Annotated in this window: 15 protein-coding genes; 10 read left to right on the forward strand and 5 right to left on the reverse strand. The window is 68.8% G+C overall.

Features of this window, described 5'->3' with window-relative positions:
- Positions 1-41: 41 nt before the first annotated feature.
- From ABZ664_RS09580 to ABZ664_RS09590, 3 genes are all read right to left on the reverse strand, one after another.
- A complete protein-coding gene (locus ABZ664_RS09580; RefSeq protein ID WP_362505623.1) occupies positions 42-1,208 on the reverse strand; it encodes a substrate-binding domain-containing protein in 1,167 nt (388 codons plus the stop codon).
- A gap of 53 nt (positions 1,209-1,261) precedes the next feature.
- Positions 1,262-2,308 carry an ABC transporter permease gene (locus ABZ664_RS09585; RefSeq protein ID WP_362505625.1) on the reverse strand — a complete coding sequence of 349 codons (1,047 nt, stop codon included), beginning with the start codon at positions 2,306-2,308 and terminating at the stop codon, positions 1,262-1,264.
- A 62-nt stretch (positions 2,309-2,370) separates the two neighbouring features.
- Positions 2,371-3,126: an SDR family oxidoreductase gene (locus ABZ664_RS09590; protein WP_362505628.1), complete on the reverse strand. Its 756-nt coding sequence runs from the start codon at positions 3,124-3,126 to the stop codon at positions 2,371-2,373.
- A 70-nt stretch (positions 3,127-3,196) separates the two neighbouring features.
- On the opposite strand from ABZ664_RS09590, the gene ABZ664_RS09595 reads away from it, so the two are divergent.
- From ABZ664_RS09595 to ABZ664_RS09635, 9 genes are all read left to right on the forward strand, one after another.
- Entirely contained in the window at positions 3,197-4,144 is a 948-nt protein-coding gene (locus ABZ664_RS09595; protein ID WP_362505630.1) for a carbon-nitrogen hydrolase family protein, read from the forward strand.
- 29 nt (positions 4,145-4,173) lie between these two features.
- Complete coding sequence (locus tag ABZ664_RS09600) at positions 4,174-5,148, forward strand: cyclase family protein (RefSeq protein ID WP_362505633.1); 975 nt, start codon at positions 4,174-4,176, stop codon at positions 5,146-5,148.
- Positions 5,149-5,205: 57 nt separating this feature from the next.
- Positions 5,206-6,903 (forward strand): dihydroxy-acid dehydratase, encoded by a 1,698-nt coding sequence (locus ABZ664_RS09605; protein ID WP_362505636.1) that lies wholly within the window; start codon positions 5,206-5,208, stop codon positions 6,901-6,903.
- 146 nt (positions 6,904-7,049) lie between these two features.
- Complete coding sequence (locus ABZ664_RS09610) at positions 7,050-7,745, forward strand: GntR family transcriptional regulator (RefSeq protein WP_362505639.1); 696 nt, start codon at positions 7,050-7,052, stop codon at positions 7,743-7,745.
- 330 nt (positions 7,746-8,075) lie between these two features.
- On the forward strand, positions 8,076-10,445 hold the full coding sequence (gene lon / locus ABZ664_RS09615; RefSeq protein WP_362505642.1) for an endopeptidase La: 2,370 nt from the start codon (positions 8,076-8,078) through the stop codon (positions 10,443-10,445).
- 136 nt (positions 10,446-10,581) lie between these two features.
- Positions 10,582-11,724 (forward strand): Fic family protein, encoded by a 1,143-nt coding sequence (locus tag ABZ664_RS09620; RefSeq protein WP_362505645.1) that lies wholly within the window; start codon positions 10,582-10,584, stop codon positions 11,722-11,724.
- Positions 11,725-11,917: 193 nt separating this feature from the next.
- The gene (locus tag ABZ664_RS09625) at positions 11,918-12,880 is read left to right on the forward strand and encodes an ATP-binding cassette domain-containing protein (RefSeq protein WP_362505648.1); all 963 of its coding nucleotides are present in this window, start codon (positions 11,918-11,920) and stop codon (positions 12,878-12,880) included.
- Positions 12,877-13,533, forward strand: a complete 657-nt coding sequence (locus tag ABZ664_RS09630; protein WP_350943662.1) for a methionine ABC transporter permease — start codon at positions 12,877-12,879, stop codon at positions 13,531-13,533. The genes ABZ664_RS09625 and ABZ664_RS09630 overlap by 4 nt, the downstream gene beginning before the upstream one ends.
- 168 nt (positions 13,534-13,701) lie before the next feature.
- The gene (locus ABZ664_RS09635) at positions 13,702-14,307 is read left to right on the forward strand and encodes a hypothetical protein (RefSeq protein ID WP_362505652.1); all 606 of its coding nucleotides are present in this window, start codon (positions 13,702-13,704) and stop codon (positions 14,305-14,307) included.
- Between the two features lie 120 nt (positions 14,308-14,427).
- On the opposite strand, the gene ABZ664_RS09640 is transcribed toward ABZ664_RS09635, so the two are convergent.
- Both ABZ664_RS09640 and ABZ664_RS09645 read right to left on the reverse strand, forming a co-directional pair.
- Complete coding sequence (locus ABZ664_RS09640) at positions 14,428-15,234, reverse strand: SGNH/GDSL hydrolase family protein (protein WP_362505655.1); 807 nt, start codon at positions 15,232-15,234, stop codon at positions 14,428-14,430.
- Positions 15,231-15,806 carry a PadR family transcriptional regulator gene (locus ABZ664_RS09645; RefSeq protein ID WP_362505658.1) on the reverse strand — a complete coding sequence of 192 codons (576 nt, stop codon included), beginning with the start codon at positions 15,804-15,806 and terminating at the stop codon, positions 15,231-15,233. The genes ABZ664_RS09640 and ABZ664_RS09645 overlap by 4 nt, the downstream gene beginning before the upstream one ends.
- 361 nt (positions 15,807-16,167) lie before the next feature.
- On the opposite strand from ABZ664_RS09645, the gene ABZ664_RS09650 reads away from it, so the two are divergent.
- Positions 16,168-17,529 (forward strand): trypsin-like peptidase domain-containing protein, encoded by a 1,362-nt coding sequence (locus tag ABZ664_RS09650; RefSeq protein WP_362505661.1) that lies wholly within the window; start codon positions 16,168-16,170, stop codon positions 17,527-17,529.
- Positions 17,530-17,888 lie beyond the last annotated feature (359 nt).

Here is a 17,888-nt window from a genome sequence, read left to right on the forward strand (position 1 = left end):
GTGTTCCGCCGAGCACGCACCCGGCGGAACACAACGAGTGATCAGTTGTAGGCCTGCTTGAGCTGCTCCGGCGAAAGCTCGGAGGACAGGATCGCGCTGGCGGGAAGATCGGGGTCGCACTTGGGGGGCTTCGTCGTGTCGAGGGTGTTCTCGAAGATCGGGATGTTGATGATCTCGGGCTCGTCGTTCTTGATGCCCTGGTGCGCGGCGACGGCCTTGCGCAGTGCGAGGCGGATGATCCAGGTACGCGAGGACACGGTCACGGTCTGGAAGGTCGGCTGCTTGGCGGAGTTCTCCTTCCAGGCGCAGGCGAAGCCGTTGAGGTCGTTGGCGGTCCACAACGGCAGGGGCCGACCGGCCTGGAGGAAGGCGCGGATGCCACCCAGCGACGCGTCACCGGAGTCGGTGATCACACCGTCGATGGCCGGGTACTTGGTGAGCAGTCCGGACACGACCTTCTGCAGCTGGGCCGGGTTCCAGTTCGTGTCGATCGGCTTGCCGGGCTCGTTCAGCAGCTTGACGCTCGCGCAGGCGGTGTTCTCCTTGAGCTCCTTCTCGATGCCGACCATCTCGGTGATGCTCTGGGTGTTGCCCGGAGTACCGCCGAGGAAGACGACGTTGCCGCCCTTGCTCCCGAGGTTCTCGCACATCCAGCGCGTCCACGTCACGCCGTCGTTGACCGTGTTGTGGCCGACGAACGTGGTGTAGTCCTGGCCCGGCTTGCCTCCCGGGTTCGCCGTCCACGGCACCACCTGCACGCCCGCCTTGTAGGCCTCGCGCAGTGTCGGCAGCAGCGCCTCGCCCGCGTCGGGGAAGACGACCAGGGCCTCGACCCCCTGGGCGACCAGGGCCTTGATGTCGCTGATCGCCTTCTGCGGGTTGTTCTGACCGTCGGCGTACGGCAGCACGGTGATGTTGGGACACTTGCTCGCCTCGTCCTCGAACTCGGCGCGGGCCGTCTTCCTGAAGGCGTTGTCGCCGGTACCGTCGGCGAGCGCGACCTTCACCGGTTTGGTGCCGCAGAAGTCCGTCATGGGGCGGAGCTGGGAGACGTCTCCGGTCCGGGCCATGTCGCTGTAGACGTCCTGCACACCGCCGGCGGCCTTCGTTTCACCCGGGCCGCCGGCGCAGCCCGCCGCGCCGAGGAGCGCGAGTGCCAGAACGGCGGCCGATTGGCGGGCCCGGAATCGAGGTTTGCTGGGAGGCATTGCGATCTCCTGTCGGGGGTGACACTTCTTGGGGAGGGGAGGAAGCTCGCCGTTCACGGTGATGACGGCACGGATCGGGTAGCGGGGGAACGGGTTCTCAGCCGCGTGCGGACGGCGCCCCAGGGCACTCCGCGGGCCACCACGCTCAGTGCGAGCACGCCTGCCTGGACGAGCAGCTGGGTGGCGGTGGAGGCGCCGGCGGCGAGGACCACCTGGTCCAGCTGGGTGAGGAACAGCGCGGCGACGGCGGTGGCGGCCAGGCTGGTGATGCCGCCGGACAGCAGGCTTCCGCCCAGGACGACGGCCGCGATCGTGGGGAGCAGGTAGGTGTTCCCGAGCAGGATGTCCGGGGTCCGCAGGTAACCCGCGAGCAGGACGCCGGCCAGCGAGTAGCAGATACCCGCCGCCACGTAGGCACCCGCTTCGTAGGAGCCGGTGGGCAGACCGAGCAGCCGCGCCGCAGGCCGCCCGGCGCCGACCGCGATGAAGCGACGGCCGAGCACCGTGTGCCGGACACCCCAGTGCGCGAAGGTGACCACCACGATGGCGACCAGCAGCAGATTGGGGACGCCCCACACGGATCCGACGGCGAAGGCGCTCAGGCCGGGGGCGGCAGAGGCGGGGAACCCCTTGGAGACCTGCAGGACGACACCGATGAGGATGGAGTTCACCGCGAGGGAGGCGACGAACGCGGCGATGGACAGCCGCACCACGGCGATACCGATGATCAGACCGCTCACCGCGCCCGCCGCGACCCCCATCGCGACCGCCGCCCAGACCGGCACACTCGTGACCGTCGGCAGTTTGGTCGCCAGGACCGCGGCCAGCGCCATCACCCCCGGCACCGACAGATCGATGCCGCCCTGGGAGACGACGAGGGTCTGGCCGAGCGCGGCGATCGCCATCACGGCGGCGAACGGGAGCATCGACAGGACGGCGGAGCCGGACAGGCTGCCGGGGGAGATCAGCGGGCTGGCGGCGAAGAGCAGCAGCGTGATCAGCCAGATCGAGGAGAACCGGCCTGTCAGGAGGCGGCGCGGGTCGATCGGTCCACCGGGAGCGGTGCGCCTCGTCGGCGGCAAGGTCGTATGCCGAGACATTTCCGGTTCCCTTCCTGGAAACTGCGTGAGCCGGGGATGGAGGAGGAGGTACGCCGGTGCTTTCAGACGGCGGTGTAGCCGCCGTCTACCGCCACGTCCGCCCCGGTCATGAAGCTGGCGGCGGGGCTCAGCAGGAAAAGGACCACTTTGGCCACCTCCTGCGGTTCCGCGAGACGCGCGATCGGGTGGCCTTCGATGAGGTGCCGCCGAGCCGATTCGGGATCGGGCTGGGAGCCGAGGTAGGTCTCCAACTGCTCGGTGACCACGGACCCGGGGCTGACCACGTTGCACCGGATCCCGGCGGCGGCGTAGTCGACGGCGATCTGGCGGGACAGCTGCGACACCGCACCCTTGGAGGCGCAGTACGCGGCCTGGTTGGCCAGGCCGACCGTCCCCGAGATCGAGGAGAGGTTGACGATGGAGCCCGGTGACCCCTGGGCGAGCATCGCGCTCACCACGTGCTTGTTCAGCAGGAAGGTGCCGGTCGCGTTGATCGTGATGACCCGCTCCCATTCGGCGAGTGTGGTGTCGACCAGCGGTTTCGCCACGATGGTGGCGGCGCAGTTCACCAGACCGTCGATCCGGCCCCACCGGTCGAGAGCGATCCGCACGGTCCCGGCGACGGCCTCCTCGTCGGTGACGTCCAGCCCGTGTGCCACCGCGTCCGCGCCGTTCGAGCGGAGTTCGGCGGCGAGCCGCTCCGCGAGCTCGGCCCGTTGATCCGTCAGTAGGACGGACATACCGGCTGCCGCGCATTCGCGGGCCGTCGCGGCGCCGATCCCGCCCACGGCACCGGCGAGGATAACTACTTTTGGCATGACTCATTACCTCTCAGGTGCGATGTCCGAATCGGTCGAGTCACCATTGCATGCAGCACTTTGCATGTCAATGGTGAATGCTGCGCTTGACGTGCAGCATGCTGCATGCAACTCTGAGCCGTGTTCACTCCCTCATGGACATCAGAGGTGCACATTGCCCGGTTTGGATACGGGATCCGGCATCCCGATCGGTGTGGCTCAGATGAGCGTCGACCGAACGGATGTGGCGGCGAACGTCGATCGAGTCGTTGAGATCCTGCGGGCAGGCGCCGCGGCCGGGCACCGGCTGGTGGTCTTCCCCGAATGCGTGCTCACCGGTTACCTGTTCGACTCCCGCGCCGACACCTACGCCGCCGCGCTCAACGTCGCGGATCCGCGGATCGGCCGCGTGGTGGACGCCTGCCGGGAGAGCTCCATCCACGCGGTGGTCGGTCTCCTGGAGGAGACGGACGGGGAGGTCCACAACTCGGCCCTGGTGATCGGGCCCTCCGGGATCATCGGCCGGTACCGTAAACAGCACCTGCCCTACCTCGGTGCGGACCGTTTCGTCGAACAGGGCGGCGGCACCGCGCCCAGGGTGGTCGACACCCCCTTCGGCAGGGTCGGTGTGATGATCTGCTTCGACCTGAGGTTCCCCGAGTCCGCCCGCGAGCTCGCGCTCCAGGGCGCCGACGTCATCGCGATGCCCACCAACTGGCCCGCGGGGTCGGACATCCTCGCCGACCACGTGACACGGGTGCGCGCGCTGGAGAACCTCACCTATCTCGCGGTGGCCGACCGCCCCGACTCCGAGGCGGGCACCCCCTTCATCGGCAGGAGCCAGATCATCGCGCCCTCAGGAGCGGTGCTGGTGGACGCCGGGCAGGAGGAGGGGTTGTTCGGAGCGGAGATCGACGTGCGGAAGGCCCGGACGAAGAGACTGATCATCGAACCCGGCCGGTTCGAACTCCCGGTGTTCTCCGGACGCCGCCCCGAGATGTACGGCGAGATCACCCGCTCGGTGCCCTCGGGCCGGTAAGCGGATCGAACAGGAAGGCGGACATCACCATGTGCGGGCCCGCACTCATCAGTGAGGCGACCAGAGACAGGATCGCGGCGTACTGCGCCAAGTTCCGAGAGGTCACCCGTAGCCCATTCGGTCCCGACGACGAGATCGGCATGCTGAACCTGCTCACCCCCGAGGCCTCGCGCGAGGTGCTGCGACGGGCGGACGGCGGCAGTGCCATCGACCTGTCGGTGGACTACTTCGTCGGAATGCCCTCGTGGACGAAGGCGGGCGACCCCGGCTTCCAGCAGTGGATGACGCACACCCCGGCCGGCACGATCCTGGACGACATCACCGGAATGGGGCGCGAGCAGAACGAACTGGTCTCCTACTCCGGCGACGCCATCTCGATGTACACGCACTGCGGAACCCACATCGACACGTTGAACCACTTCGGGTACAACGGCCAGATCTGGAACGGCTTCTCCGCGCAGGACCACATCAGCTCCCGGCACTGGACCAAGTGCGGTGCGGACAAGATCCCTCCCATCATCGCCCGCGGCGTGCTTTTCGACATCGCCGCGCTGCACGGTGTCGACATGCTTCCCGACAACCACGGGATCGGTGAGGAAGACCTCCGCCAGGCGTTGCGGCGTCAGAACGTCGAGTTCCGGCCCGGTGACGTGGCGCTGGTGCGCACGGGCCGGATGCGTGCCTGGCCGAAGATCGACGCCTACATCGACAACAGTCCTGGCCTGAACCTGGAAGGGGCCCGGTTCCTCGCCCGGCTCGGCGCCTCGGTCATCGGCGGCGACACCCTCGCCCTGGAGCAGATGCCGGCCGCGGACGAGGAGAACTGGCAGGTCGTCCACACCTATCTCATGGGAGAAGCGGGCGTCCCCATCATGGAGGTGGTCGACTGCGAGCAGCTCTCGGCGGACGGGCTCCATGAATTCGCCTTCGTCGCCGCCTCCCTGAAGCTCCGTGGCGCGACCGGTGCTCCCACGCGTCCGCTCGCCATGCCTCTCCGGCACTGACGCCCCCTCTTCCTTCCTCTTCCCCCGATCGGTTTGACCCCCGGAGGTCCACCCGCCATGAATACGACGCCCCCGACCGAATCGGTCATCGACCGGGCTCGCACGTCATACGGTGATGACGGTTTCAGCAAGTACCTCCGGCGTGCCTTCCTGGCCTCCAGCGGGTACGACGACGTGGCGCTGGACCGGCCGATCGTCGGGATCGCGGTGACGAAGTCCGACTACAACACCTGCCACCGCGACATGCCCGCCCTGCTGGCGGCGGTCAGGCGTGGAGTCCTGGAGGCCGGCGGCCTTCCCATGGAGTTCCCCACCATCTCGCTCGGGGAGATCCTGACCTCCCCGACGACGATGTTGTTCCGCAACCTGCTCGCGATGGACACCGAGGAGATGATCCGCGCGCTTCCGATGGACGCCGCGGTCCTGCTCGGCGGATGTGACAAGACCGTGCCGGCCCAGCTGATGGCCGCGGCCTCCTCGGACAAGCCGGTACTTCTCGAGGTCGTCGGGCCGATGATGACAGGCAGCTGGCAGGGCGAGCGGCTCGGGGCCTGTACCGACTGCCGGCGTTTCTGGGGCAGGCACCGCGGCGGCGAACTCGACGAGGCGGAGATCACCGGTGTTCGCAACGAACTGGTGTCGACCGCGGGAACATGCGCGGTCATGGGAACCGCCTCCACCATGGCCTGTCTCACCGAGACCCTCGGCATGATGCTGCCGGGGGGCGCGACGCCGCCCGCCGCCACCGGCGCCCGCCTCCGACACGGTGTCGAGACCGGCCGCCGTGCCGTGGAACTCGGCCGGTCGGGAGGTCCGCTGCCGAGGGAGATCATGACCCCCGCGGCGTTCCGCAACGCCATCCGCGTGCTCTCGGCGCTGAGCGGATCGACGAACGCGCTGATCCACCTGACCGCCGTGGCACGAAGGGCCGGGGTGCCGCTCGACCTCAGGGACTTCGACGCGATCGGCGCCGAGGTGCCGCTCCTGGTCGACTGCAAGCCCGCAGGATCGGGATACCTGGAGGACTTCCACCGTTCAGGAGGGCTGTCGGCGCTGCTGAAGGTCATGGAGCCCATGCTCGAACCGGAGACCGTCGGGGTCTCGGGGAGCACCCTGGGATCGCTGATCGAGCAGACCCCCGCCCGGCAGGACTGGCAGACCACGATCCGCCCGCTGAAGGACCCCCTGGGAGCGGCGGGGAGTCTGGCGGTGCTGTACGGCACGCTGGCCCCGGGCGGCGCGGTCATCAAGACCGCCGCCGCGAGCCCTCACCTGATGGACCACACCGGACCCGCGCTGGTCGTCGACTCGGCGGAGGACGCGGCCCGGATCCTGGACGACCCGGATCTGGACGTCACGCCGGATCACGTGCTGGTGCTGCGCAACGCGGGACCCGTCGCCGCGGGCATGCCGGAGGCCGGTGCCCTGCCCATCCCCGCCAAGCTGGCCCGCGCCGGGATCCGGGACATGGTCAGGGTCTCCGACGCGCGGATGAGCGGCACCTCCTACGGCACCGTGGTGCTGCACTGCACTCCGGAGAGCGCGGCCGGGGGACCGATCGCGCTCGTCCGTGACGGCGATCTCATCAGGCTGGACGTCGCGGCCCGGCGACTCGACCTGCTCGTGGACGAGGACGAACTGGAGCGGCGCCGCGCGGACTTCGTCCCGCCTGAACTGCCGGCACGCGGCTGGCGGCGACTGTACGCGCAGACGGTACTCCCGGCCACCGAGGGAGCCGATCTATCATTTCTCTGAAACGGCCGCCATGCCACACGCCGCATGTCGCTCTCTCGATGCGTTTCTGATTCAGCAGGGGCATCATTGAGCGTCACGTCAGACGCTGTAGATCAAAACACCAGGAGCCATGCCGGATGGAACAGATTTCGACGGATAAGACAACGTTGACGACTCAGACGTTCGAAGTCATCCGCCGGGCCATCCTGACAGGCGAGTTGGCACCTGGCACGTTGCACTCCGTGGTGGGGATCGCCGCCCAGTTGGGGGTGTCCAGGACACCGGTCCGGGAGGCTCTCCTCCAACTCGCCACCCATGGGGTCGTCAGTTTCGAACGCAGCCGCGGTGTCAGGATCCTCCAGATGACGACGCGTGACATCGAGGAGATCTACTCGATCCGTTTCCTGCTCGAGGTCCCCTCGGTCTATCGTGCCGCGACCATGATGAACGACGACCAGATCGCATCGGTCTCGGAGGCGCTGGAGAAGATGGGCAAGGCGGTCGAGATCGGGGACGAGCGCCTCTTCCAGGAGGAGGATGTGAAGTTCCATCAGCTGATCCTGGAAGGAGCGGGCAACGAGCGGGTGACCCAGAGCGTCGCGACGACACGCGCCCAGATGTCCGCCCGAGGCCTGTCCACGACCCGGACCAGGACGCTCACCGACATCTGGCGAGTTCACGAGCGCATTCTGGAGCGCATTCAGGCCCGTGACAACCAGGGGGCCGCACAGGCCATGCACGATCATCTACTGGAGACCACGCGCCTGCTGCTGACCCAGTCGACCGGGGATCCGCTCACGGGTGCCGGCTTCGAACCTCCCGTCCTCCCCGTCGTCTCGCCCCAGAACTCCTCGAACCCCTGACGGCTCCGCGCGCGGGCACCGGACGTGCCCCACGTCGGCCTCGTGCTCGATGACGGTGAGACGGCTCCGCGCGAGCGCCGGACGTCTCGCCGCCGGGCGCTCTTCACCAGGGGCGCCCGGCGGCGTATCGGCCGTCCTCCGGCCCTGAGGCGCGTTCTTCCCTGCCCCTCTGCCGACGCGGTCCGGTGTACGCGCACTCCTGAAGCGGTCGAGTTGTCCGAGCAGCCATGATTACACAATTACGATCGCTCACAGCGAACAGGCTCAACGCCGGGAACATTATCGGACTCCCATTAATTGAGTGTGTATAACTCAACCCTTGGAGTTCACATGAGTGAGAGCTTGATCCTCCCGGTCCTGCCGCTCGACGACGAGGTCGTGCTGCCGGGCATGGTGGTCCCGCTTGACCTGTCGGAGACCGAGGTCCGGGCCGCGATCGACGCGGCGCAGGCTCTCGCTGACAACAAGCCCGAGGTCCTTCTCGTTCCCCGGATCGACGGCAGATACGGCTCGGTGGGCGTGAGGGCGATCGTCGAGCAGGTGGGCAGGCTCCCCGGAGGCGAGCCGGCTGCCGTGGTGCGCGGTGTCGACCGGGTGCGCGTGGGCGCCGGCACGACCGGCCCCGGCGCGGCCCTGTGGGTGCAGGCCACCCGCATTCCCGCCGTCGCGGCGGGCGAGCGCGCCCACGAGCTCGCCAAGGAGTACAAGGCGCTGGCCACCACGATCCTGCAGAAGCGGGGCGCCTGGCAGGTCGTCGACGCGGTCAACCAGATGGACGACCCCTCGATCCTCGCCGACAACTCGGGTTACGCCCCCTGGCTGAGCGTCCCGCGCAAGGCCGAGATCCTCCAGACCGCAGACCCGGCCGACCGGCTCGAGAAGCTGGTCGAGTGGTCGCGCGAGCACCTGGCAGAGCTCGACGTGGCCGAGACGATCCGCAAGGACGTCCAGGAGGGCATGGAGAAGCAGCAGCGCGAGTTCCTGCTTCGCCAGCAGCTCGCCGCGGTCCGCAAGGAGCTCGCCGAGCTGAACGGTGACACCTCCGCCTCGGAAGAGGAGGACTACCGCTCCCGTGTCGAGGCCGCCGACCTGCCCGAGAAGGTGCGCGAGGCCGCGCTCAAGGAGGTCGACAAGCTGGAGCGGACCTCCGACCAGTCTCCCGAGACCGGCTGGATCCGCACCTGGCTCGACACCGTCCTCGACATCCCCTGGAACGAGCGGACCGAGGACTCCTACGACATCGCCGCGGCCCGCGCCGTCCTCGACGCCGACCACACCGGCCTCGACGACGTCAAGGACCGCATCATCGAATACCTGGCCGTCCGCGGGCGCAGGGCGGAGAAGGGCCTCGGCGTGGTCGGCGGGCGCCGCAGCGGCGCCGTGCTCGCGCTGGCCGGTCCTCCCGGGGTCGGCAAGACCTCCCTCGGCGAGTCCGTGGCCCGCGCGATGGGCAGGAAGTTCGTCCGGGTCGCCCTCGGCGGCGTGCGCGACGAGGCCGAGATCCGCGGTCACCGGCGCACCTACGTGGGGGCACAGTCCGGCCGGATCGTCCGGGCCGTCCGCGAGGCCGGTTCGATGAACCCGGTCGTGCTGCTCGACGAGGTCGACAAGGTCGGCTCCGACTACCGGGGCGACCCCACGGCCGCGCTTCTGGAGGTGCTCGACCCGGCGCAGAACCACACCTTCCGCGACCACTACCTGGAGGTGGAGCTCGATCTCAGCGACGTGCTCTTCCTGGCGACCGCGAACGTGCTGGAGGCGATCCCCGGCCCGCTGCTGGACCGCATGGAGATCGTGACGCTCGACGGCTACACCGAGGACGAGAAGGTCGCCATCGCCCGCGACCACCTGCTTCCGCGCCAGCTCGACAAGGCCGGTCTCACCGCGGAAGACGTCACCGTCGGCGAGGACGCGCTGCGCAGGCTCGCCGGTGAGTACACCAGGGAGGCCGGGGTCCGCTCCCTGGAGCGCTCGATCGCCAGGATCCTGCGCAAGGTGACGGCGAACGTCGCGCTCGGCGAGAGCGAGCTGCCCGTGACGGTGGAGGATCTGGTCCCCTACCTGGGCCGCCCGCGCAACGTGCCGGAGTCCTCGCTTCCGGAGTCCAGCCAGCGTACGGCGGTGCCCGGCGTGGCCACCGGCCTCGCGGTCACCGGGGCGGGAGGCGACGTCCTCTACGTGGAGGCGTCCCTGGCCGACCCCGAGACCGGCGACACCGGCCTGACCCTCACCGGTCAGCTCGGCGACGTCATGAAGGAGTCGGCTCGGATCGCGCTCTCCTACCTGCGCTCGCGGGGCGCGGAGCTGGAGCTGCCCGTCGGTTCCCTCAAGGACCGCTCGGTGCACGTCCACTTCCCGGCCGGAGCCGTTCCCAAGGACGGCCCGTCCGCGGGCGTCACCCTGATCACGGCCCTCGCCTCGCTGCTGTCGGGCCGTCAGGTCCGCGCCGATGTGGCGATGACCGGCGAGGTCTCCCTCACCGGCCGGGTGCTCCCGATCGGCGGGGTGAAGCAGAAGCTGCTCGCCGCCCACCGGGCGGGCATCACGACCGTGCTGATCCCGGCGCGCAACGAGCCCGACCTGGACGACGTCCCGCAGGCCGTCCGCGACGAGCTCACCGTGCACGCGGTGAGCGACGTGCGCGAGGTCCTGGAGATCGCGCTCACCCCGGCCAAGGTGGCCGAGCGCGCCGCCGCCTGACCCGCGCTCCCCGTGTCGGCCCGCCCTCTACGACGAGAGGGCGGGCCGTCCGCGTTGTTCCCGGATGAAACAGGCTTAACGAACATAAATGAACGAATCATAAAGTCGATTGACCAAATGATCTGGTCATGATGGCATGGGCTCCATGCTGTACGGAACACCTTCACTGGAGGCCGTCGATGAAGCGGTGCTCGGCGAGATCGAGGAGATGCGCCGCGACCTGAAATACCGTCTCGCGGAGAGCCACCGCTGGGACGGCCAGCTCCGGCGCCAGCTCCAGGCACGGGCCATCCAGGGATCCAACTCGATCGAGGGTTACCGGGCCAGCGTCGAGGACATCGAGTCGATCATGGCCGGTGAGGAGCCGCTGGAGACCTCCGGTGCGGTCGCCAGGGAGATCTCCGGCTACCAGCAGGCGCTCACCTACATCCAGATGCTCTCCCGCGCCCCGGTGTTCGCGTTCGACGCCGGCCTGCTCCACGCGCTCAACTTCATGATGATCGGCCATCACCATGACAAGACCCCGGGCACGGTGCGGCCCGGTGTCATCTACGTCCGCAACTCCGCCACCGGAGAGGTCGTCTACGAGGGTCCGGACGCCGAGCGGGTGCCGGAGCTCATGACCGAGCTGGTCGTCTGGCTCAACGAGGGCGACCTGGAGGCGCCGAGCTACGTGCGGGCGGCGATGGCCCACTTCAACCTGGTGAGCATCCACCCCTGGCGCGACGGCAACGGCCGCATGTCGCGGGCGCTCCAGACACTCGTGCTCGGCAGGGACCGGATCACGACCCCCGAGTTCTCCTCCATCGAGGAATGGCTGGGAGGCGCCGAGAACACCGTCGACTACTACCGAACGCTGGCCGCGGTGGTCAGGCGCACCTGGAGTCCGCACAAGGACACGCTGCACTGGGTGCGCTTCTGTCTGCGCGCCCACCACCTCCAGGCCCAGCAGGTCCGGCGGAGACTCTCGGAGGCGGGGGAGGTGTGGATGCTCCTGGAGGAGCGGGTCGACGCCGACGGGCTCAACCCCCGCACGGTCTCGGCGCTGTACGAGGTGTTCGTCAACCGGCGACTGCGCCGGAGCAGATACCAGCTGGACGAGACGCTCAGTCAGGGGCAGGCGGTCAGGGACCTGCGTGACCTGGCGGCGAAGGGCTGGCTGACGCCGTACGGGGAGACCAAGGGCCGCTTCTACGCGCCCGGGGAGAGGATGCGGGTGATCAAGGAGGACTTCGCCCAGCGGATCACCCTCCTGCGGGATCCGTACCGGCATGACTAGCTCGCGATCGGGCACGGCCGTCCATCGGGACGATCCCGCGGAATCGGTATCGGCGTGACCGGCCCCGGCTGGACCTCGGCGCGACCGGGTACGGTCATGGGTGGTGTCCCATATGCGGATATTTCTGACAAGTGATTGGTTTCACATAACATGTCGGGAATTAGGGTAAAAGCAGACGCGTTGGGAACCGGTTGTGATCGATGTGTCGGGCCTGCGGAAGGTCTATCAGGATCGGGGCCGAGAGGTGGTCGCCGTCGACGGGGTGGATCTCCACGTCCGCGAGGGTGAGATATTCGGCGTGCTCGGGCAGAGCGGCGCCGGTAAGAGCACCCTGCTGCGCTGCGTGAACCTCCTGGAGCGACCCACCTCCGGCACCGTCTCCGTGGCGGGGCAGGAGCTGACCGGCCTGAAGGAGGGTGACCTGCGCAGGGCCCGGCAGCGGATCGGGATGATCCACCAGCACTTCGCCCTGCTCTCCTCCCGCACGGTCGCCGGGAACGTCGCCTTCCCGCTGGAGGTGATGGGGGTGGCCAAAGCCGAGCGTGCCAGGCGTACGGCCGAGCTGCTGGAACTGGTCGGGCTGGCAGACAAGGCGGGGGCGCACCCCGCGCAGCTGTCGGGCGGGCAGAAGCAGCGGGTCGGCATCGCCCGCGCGCTGGCGGGAAGCCCTCCGGTCCTGCTGTCGGACGAGGCCACCTCGGCGCTCGACCCGGGCACCACGCAGTCGATCCTCGCCCTGCTCAAGCGCCTCAACCGCGAGCTCGGCCTGACGATCCTGCTGATCACCCACGAGATGCACGTCGTGAAGTCGATCTGCGACTCGGTCGCCATCATGCGGGACGGCGTGGTCGAGGAGTCGGGGACCATCCCCGAGCTGATCTCCAGGCCCGGCTCCAGGCTCGCCGCCGAGTTGTTCCCCCTTCCCGAGCCGGAGCCTGGTCAGGTCACGATCACCTTCACCGGGCAGGCCGGTGAGCCGGTGGTCTCGCAGGTGGTCCGCAAGTTCGACGTCGACGTCAACATCCTCGGCGGGGCGCTGGAGGAGGTGGCGGGCCTCTCGACGGGACGGCTGCGCCTGCTCGTCACCGGTGACGAGCGCGCCGCCGCGCTCACCTACCTGGCCGGACGCGGCCTGCTCGTCGAGGAGGCCCGATGACCTGGGAAGAGATGCTCCCGCTGCTGCTGGAGTCGACCGGCCAGACCGTCCAGATGGTCCTGTGGTCGACCCTGTTCACGGTGATCCTCGGTCTCCCGCTCGGGGTGGCGCTGGTCGCCACCGACCGAGGCGGGCTGTTCCCCTCGCCCGCGCTCAACCGGGTGCTCGGGCTGATCGTGAACATCGGCCGCTCGCTGCCCTTCATCGTGCTGATGATCGCGATTCTCCCGCTGACCAGGCTCATCGTCGGCACGACCATCGGCACCATCGCCTCGGTGGTCCCGCTGACCCTCGGCGCGGCACCGTTCTTCGCCCGGCTGGTGGAGACCGCGCTGCGCGAGGTCGGCAGGGACAGGGTGCAGGCGGCCCAGGCCATGGGGGCGGGACGGGTGACCATCGTCGGCAAGGTCCTGTTGCCGGAGGCGATGCCCGGCCTGGTCGCGGGGCTCACGGTCACCGTGGTCGCGCTGATCTCGTACTCGGCGATGGCCGGGGCGATCGGCGGGGGAGGACTGGGGGACCTGGCCATCCGCTACGGCTACCAGCGCTTCGAGACCACGCTCATGATCGTCACCGTTGTCGTGCTGGTCGTCGTGGTGCAACTCGTGCAGACCCTGGGTGACACCGTCGCCCGCCGTCTCGCGCGTAACTGACCGGATTGTCGCACTGATCATTTACCCCTGTTTTATGATTTATCCGGCAAGTGATTTTATTTGATCATTGGTGTGGCCTCGCCTTTTAAGTGAAGTGAAAGTTACGGGCAATCGGCGCATCGTACAACGTGGGTGTCAAAATCCTCACTCCCGAGAGGAACCCTCGAAATGCGATTCGCCAGCCGAATCCTCCTGGGCGCCGGTGCCGCCGCCCTGCTCGCCACGGCTACTCCGGCGATGGCCAGCGCCGCGACCGTGACCCCCGTCCAGACCGTCGCCACGACCACCGCCGCGGACCCCTTCTACGCCGACAGCTGGGGGCCGTACTACTCCGGTGACGAGAAGGCGAAGGCCGAAGGCAAGGTCACCGTGGAGAAGAAGTCAGAGAAGAAGTGGTACTGGAAGAAGTACTCCAAGATCGTCAAGAAGTGCACCTGGTACAAGGGTGAGAAGAAGTGCAAGTGGGTGAAGCAGTGGTTCAAGAAGCGCGCGTGGAAGTGGGAGGACACATACCACTACACCGTCGACAGTAAGCTCACCAACCACAAGTGGTGGGGCAAGCCCAGGCACTTCTGCGCTTGGGAGACCTTCAAGGTCGTGGGCTTCGACGGCTCGACCACTTTCAAGAGCTTCAAGAACTGCTCCAAGCGGCCCGGCTTCCACTCCTTCTCCGGTAAGGACGCCGAGCACATCTACGTCAAGGTGGGGCGGGGCAACCACGGCCACTTCAACGGCTACCAGAGTGGCTGGGAGAACATCTACAGCCACGCCTGATCCATACGGCCGGGTCCCGCGTAGGGCCTGACCGTCCACCGGGCCGCGATCTCGTCCGCGAGATCGCGGCCCGGTCGCGTGCGGGCACCTCTCACCGAACCCGCGGGTCGAACTCGTCGATCAGCCGATGCCCGATCCGCCGGGCATCGGCTGATCGTTCCTTGCCGGTGGAGTGAGAAGGGGGCGCTTGGCCGTGCGGCCGTCACCCGAGGAGCGGCCACGCAGGCGGCGGCCGATCCACGGCCTGGCGAAGGTGACCAGCCAGCGCAGCTCCGTCGCCGCGGTCCGCCAGACGGCGGGGGCGGGCAGCGCGGGGAGCGGAGACCTCCAGGTGGGGTCGCTGCCCGGCAGGCTCAGGGCGTGCGCCATGGCGGCGGCGAGCCTGGCGTGCCCCACGGAACTGATGTGCAGGCGGTCCTCGTGCCACATCCGGGCATCCGTGACGAACGCGAGCGGGTACATGTCGATCACGGTGACGCCGTGGCGGGCGGCGGCCTCGCGGATGCGCTCGTTGATGTCGAGCACCCTGGGCAGGAGCGGGCGGGCGAGCGGCGCGACCCTGGTGATGTCGGGGAAGGTCGCGGTGACCACGTGCGCCCCGATGGCGGTCAGGCCCGCGAACATGTCCTCCAGGGCGCCGGCGACCTCGGCGGCCCGGTATCCGGGGCGGATGACGTCGTTCATGCCGGCCACGACCGTGGCCAGGTCGGGGCGCAGTTCCAGAGCGACCGGCAGTTGCTCGTCGCGGACCCGGGCGGCCTGGCGGCCGCGTACGGCGAGGTTGGCGTAGAGCAGGTCCGGGTTGGCGTCGGCCAGGTGCTCGGCGAGCCGGTCGGCCCAGCCGCGGTACCCGCTCACGTCGTCGCCGTCGCCGAGCCCCTCGGTCTGGCTGTCGCCGAGCGCGACATAGCGGTGGTAGGTCTTCACGCCGGCTTTCCTTCGTTGTGTACGGCACGTTCACCCAGCGTCCGGGCCGTCTGCAGGCACCAGTCGCGCATCTCCCGCTCCAGCCGAAGCCCGCCCAGGCAGGTGAGGTACGGGCCGACGCGCTCCCCCAGGCGTAGGAACGACTCCTCGTCCATGTCGCCGCGCAGGCGCACCAGCATCTTGCCGAACAGCGTGAGCTTGGCCGCCGCCTCCTCCGCGCGTTCGTGGAGCTGGGCGATCAGGATCTCGGGGGCGAGCAGGTCGGACGCGTGGACCTTCACGGCCAGGTCGTCGCGGATGAGCAGGGGCTTGGCCGGGATCGCGGCGAAGGCGGCGAGCTCGCCCACCCCGGCCTCGGTCACGGTGAACACACGCTTGTTGGGACGTCCTTGCTGAACGACCTCGCGGCCCGTCACCAGAGCGTCGGACTCCAGCTTGGCCAGCTCGGCGTAGAGCTGCTGGGGGGCGGCGTACCAGAAGTTGGAGACCCCCACATCGAAGATCTTGGTCAGTTGGTAACCGCTGTACTCGCCGTCCAGCAGCGCGGCCAGCACCGCGTGTCGCAGGGCCACCGGCTAGCCGCAGTAGTCATGATGATTAATAGTCATATTTATGAGTATGTGGCATGGGTGAGTCCGGGACAAGAGGGCGGAGCGAAAGATCGGCGGCGTCCTCACGGACGATCGCCACATTCCCCGGCCGGAGGGGCGGGTGATCATCGGCACCCCCGCCCGCGCGCTGATTCCGGAAAAGATCTTCATGGTGGTCTCCGCGCCGCGGGGCGCCCGCTGAGCACGGCGGATAAAGCCGTTGTCAGAGGATCCCGCTCGACGCGATCAGGCTCTTAAGCTGGTCTTACGTGCGGTCGGGCATTGTTTTCCCTAACCGGTGAGCACCGGCCTCCGCCCCGTCGAACCGGGGAGGATGTAGGACTTGGGGGAAGACATGGACCCGAACAGGAATGAGCAGCAGGGCACACCGGCCGAGGCGACCCCCGGGAACGACGGCTGGACCCAGTTCGGCAAGGTGCCGCCGCGCGTCGGCGCCTACCGCGCCGACGCCGACACCGGACCGCAGCCGACGCTGATCCACCCGGTGCCGGAACAGCTCGCCGCCGAGACACCAGTAGGAGCCGGGGGGTACGGGGGATCGGGGGCGCTCCCCCCGCAGCGAGGCAGGCTCAGCGTCGGGCAGAAAGTAGGCGCCGGTCTCGCTCTGGCGGCCATGGCCGTCGGAGGTGGGGTCGCGGGGGCCTTCGCCGCGACGAGTCTCAACGGCGGCACCGTCGCCCAGGTCTCGTCGGCCGGCCCGGTGGTGAGCCAGGTCGGCAACGTGACCACGGTCGCCGACATCGCCCAGGCCGTCCAGCCCTCCGTGGTGTCGATCGAGATCAGGACCGCCGCCGGCGGGGGCGAGGGGTCCGGGGTGGTGCTGTCGGAGGACGGACTGATCCTGACCAACAACCACGTGGTGGAGGCCGGGGGCCAGGGGGGTCCGGGCAGCCAGGTGACCGTCAAGTTCAGCGACGGGAAGTCCGCCACCGCGAAGATCGTCGGTACCGACCCGGCCACCGACCTCGCGGTCATCAAGGCGGAGGGGGTCTCCGGCCTGACCAAGGCCTCGCTCGGCGACAGCGACCGGCTGAAGGTGGGTGACTCCGTCCTCGCGATCGGCAGCCCGCTCGGCCTGTCCGGCTCGGTCACCGCCGGGATCGTCAGCGCGCTGAACCGTACCCTGACCGTCGGCGGTGACCAGGGCCGGCAGCAGCTCCCGCCCGGCTGGGGCAGGCAGCAGCAGGGCGGCAGTGCGGGCACCACCATCGGTGGCGCCATCCAGACCGACGCGGCGATCAACCCCGGCAACTCGGGAGGCGCTCTGGTCAACGCGGCCGGCCAGGTGGTGGGCATCAACACCGCCATCGCCACCAACGGCGGGGAGGGCAGCATCGGCGTCGGCTTCGCCATCCCCATCACCACCGCCAACCAGGTCGCCCAGCAGCTCATCGAGAGCGGCAAGGTCTCCCACGCCTTCCTGGGCGTGAGCATGACCGACGCCACCGGGGACGCGGGCGGAGCCCTGGTCGGCCAGGTCACCGAGGGAAGCCCCGCGGCCAAGGCGGGCATCCAGCAGGGCGATCTGATCACCAAGATCAACGACACGGCGGTGGACGAGGCCGCCACCGTGGTCGGAGCCGTCCGCGGCTTCAAGCCCGGCCAGCAGGTGAGCATCACCTACGCCCGCGACGGGCAGCCCCACACCGTCACGGTGACCCTCGCGGAGAAGACCGGCGAGTAAGGTTCCCCGACGGATGTGCCGCCGGAGGCCACCACGGCTCCGGCGGCACATCCGTCTTCGTCGTTCACGGCACATCCGGTCGCCGTGGTCCGCCGCGCGGGTCCCGCTGGTTTCGAGACCTCGGTGGACGCGCCCCCTCGGCGGGGCCGGAGAGCGGGCGCTCCCGCGAGGCGGTTGGAGGACGACACAACGGATCGGGTCCGGTTCGTCGTGAAGGCCGAAGAAGCGGCGCCCGGGTGGGCTTAACCTTCGGACATGCCTCGCCTTTCCCCGCGAGTGGAACGTACAAGTAAGCGCTGGTGTGCCACCCGGGTGTTCATCCTCGACGGCCGTCCGTCCCACCGGGTGGACCACGAAGA

It is taken from the genome of Streptosporangium sp. NPDC006930, assembly GCF_040635605.1.
GTDB lineage: Bacteria > Actinomycetota > Actinomycetes > Streptosporangiales > Streptosporangiaceae > Streptosporangium.

Excerpts from the sequence above, each read along its gene's own strand:
- ABZ664_RS09580 (WP_362505623.1), bottom strand. The coding sequence starts at position 1,208 with ATGCCTCCCAGCAAACCTCGATTCCGGGCCCGCCAATCGGCCGCCGTT.
- ABZ664_RS09585 (WP_362505625.1), bottom strand. The coding sequence starts at position 2,308 with ATGTCTCGGCATACGACCTTGCCGCCGACGAGGCGCACCGCTCCCGGT.
- ABZ664_RS09590 (WP_362505628.1), bottom strand. The coding sequence starts at position 3,126 with ATGCCAAAAGTAGTTATCCTCGCCGGTGCCGTGGGCGGGATCGGCGCC.
- ABZ664_RS09595 (WP_362505630.1), top strand. The coding sequence starts at position 3,197 with ATGGTGAATGCTGCGCTTGACGTGCAGCATGCTGCATGCAACTCTGAG.
- ABZ664_RS09600 (WP_362505633.1), top strand. The coding sequence starts at position 4,174 with ATGTGCGGGCCCGCACTCATCAGTGAGGCGACCAGAGACAGGATCGCG.
- ABZ664_RS09605 (WP_362505636.1), top strand. The coding sequence starts at position 5,206 with ATGAATACGACGCCCCCGACCGAATCGGTCATCGACCGGGCTCGCACG.
- lon (WP_362505642.1), top strand. The coding sequence starts at position 8,076 with ATGAGTGAGAGCTTGATCCTCCCGGTCCTGCCGCTCGACGACGAGGTC.
- ABZ664_RS09620 (WP_362505645.1), top strand. The coding sequence starts at position 10,582 with ATGGGCTCCATGCTGTACGGAACACCTTCACTGGAGGCCGTCGATGAA.
- ABZ664_RS09630 (WP_350943662.1), top strand. The coding sequence starts at position 12,877 with ATGACCTGGGAAGAGATGCTCCCGCTGCTGCTGGAGTCGACCGGCCAG.
- ABZ664_RS09635 (WP_362505652.1), top strand. The coding sequence starts at position 13,702 with ATGCGATTCGCCAGCCGAATCCTCCTGGGCGCCGGTGCCGCCGCCCTG.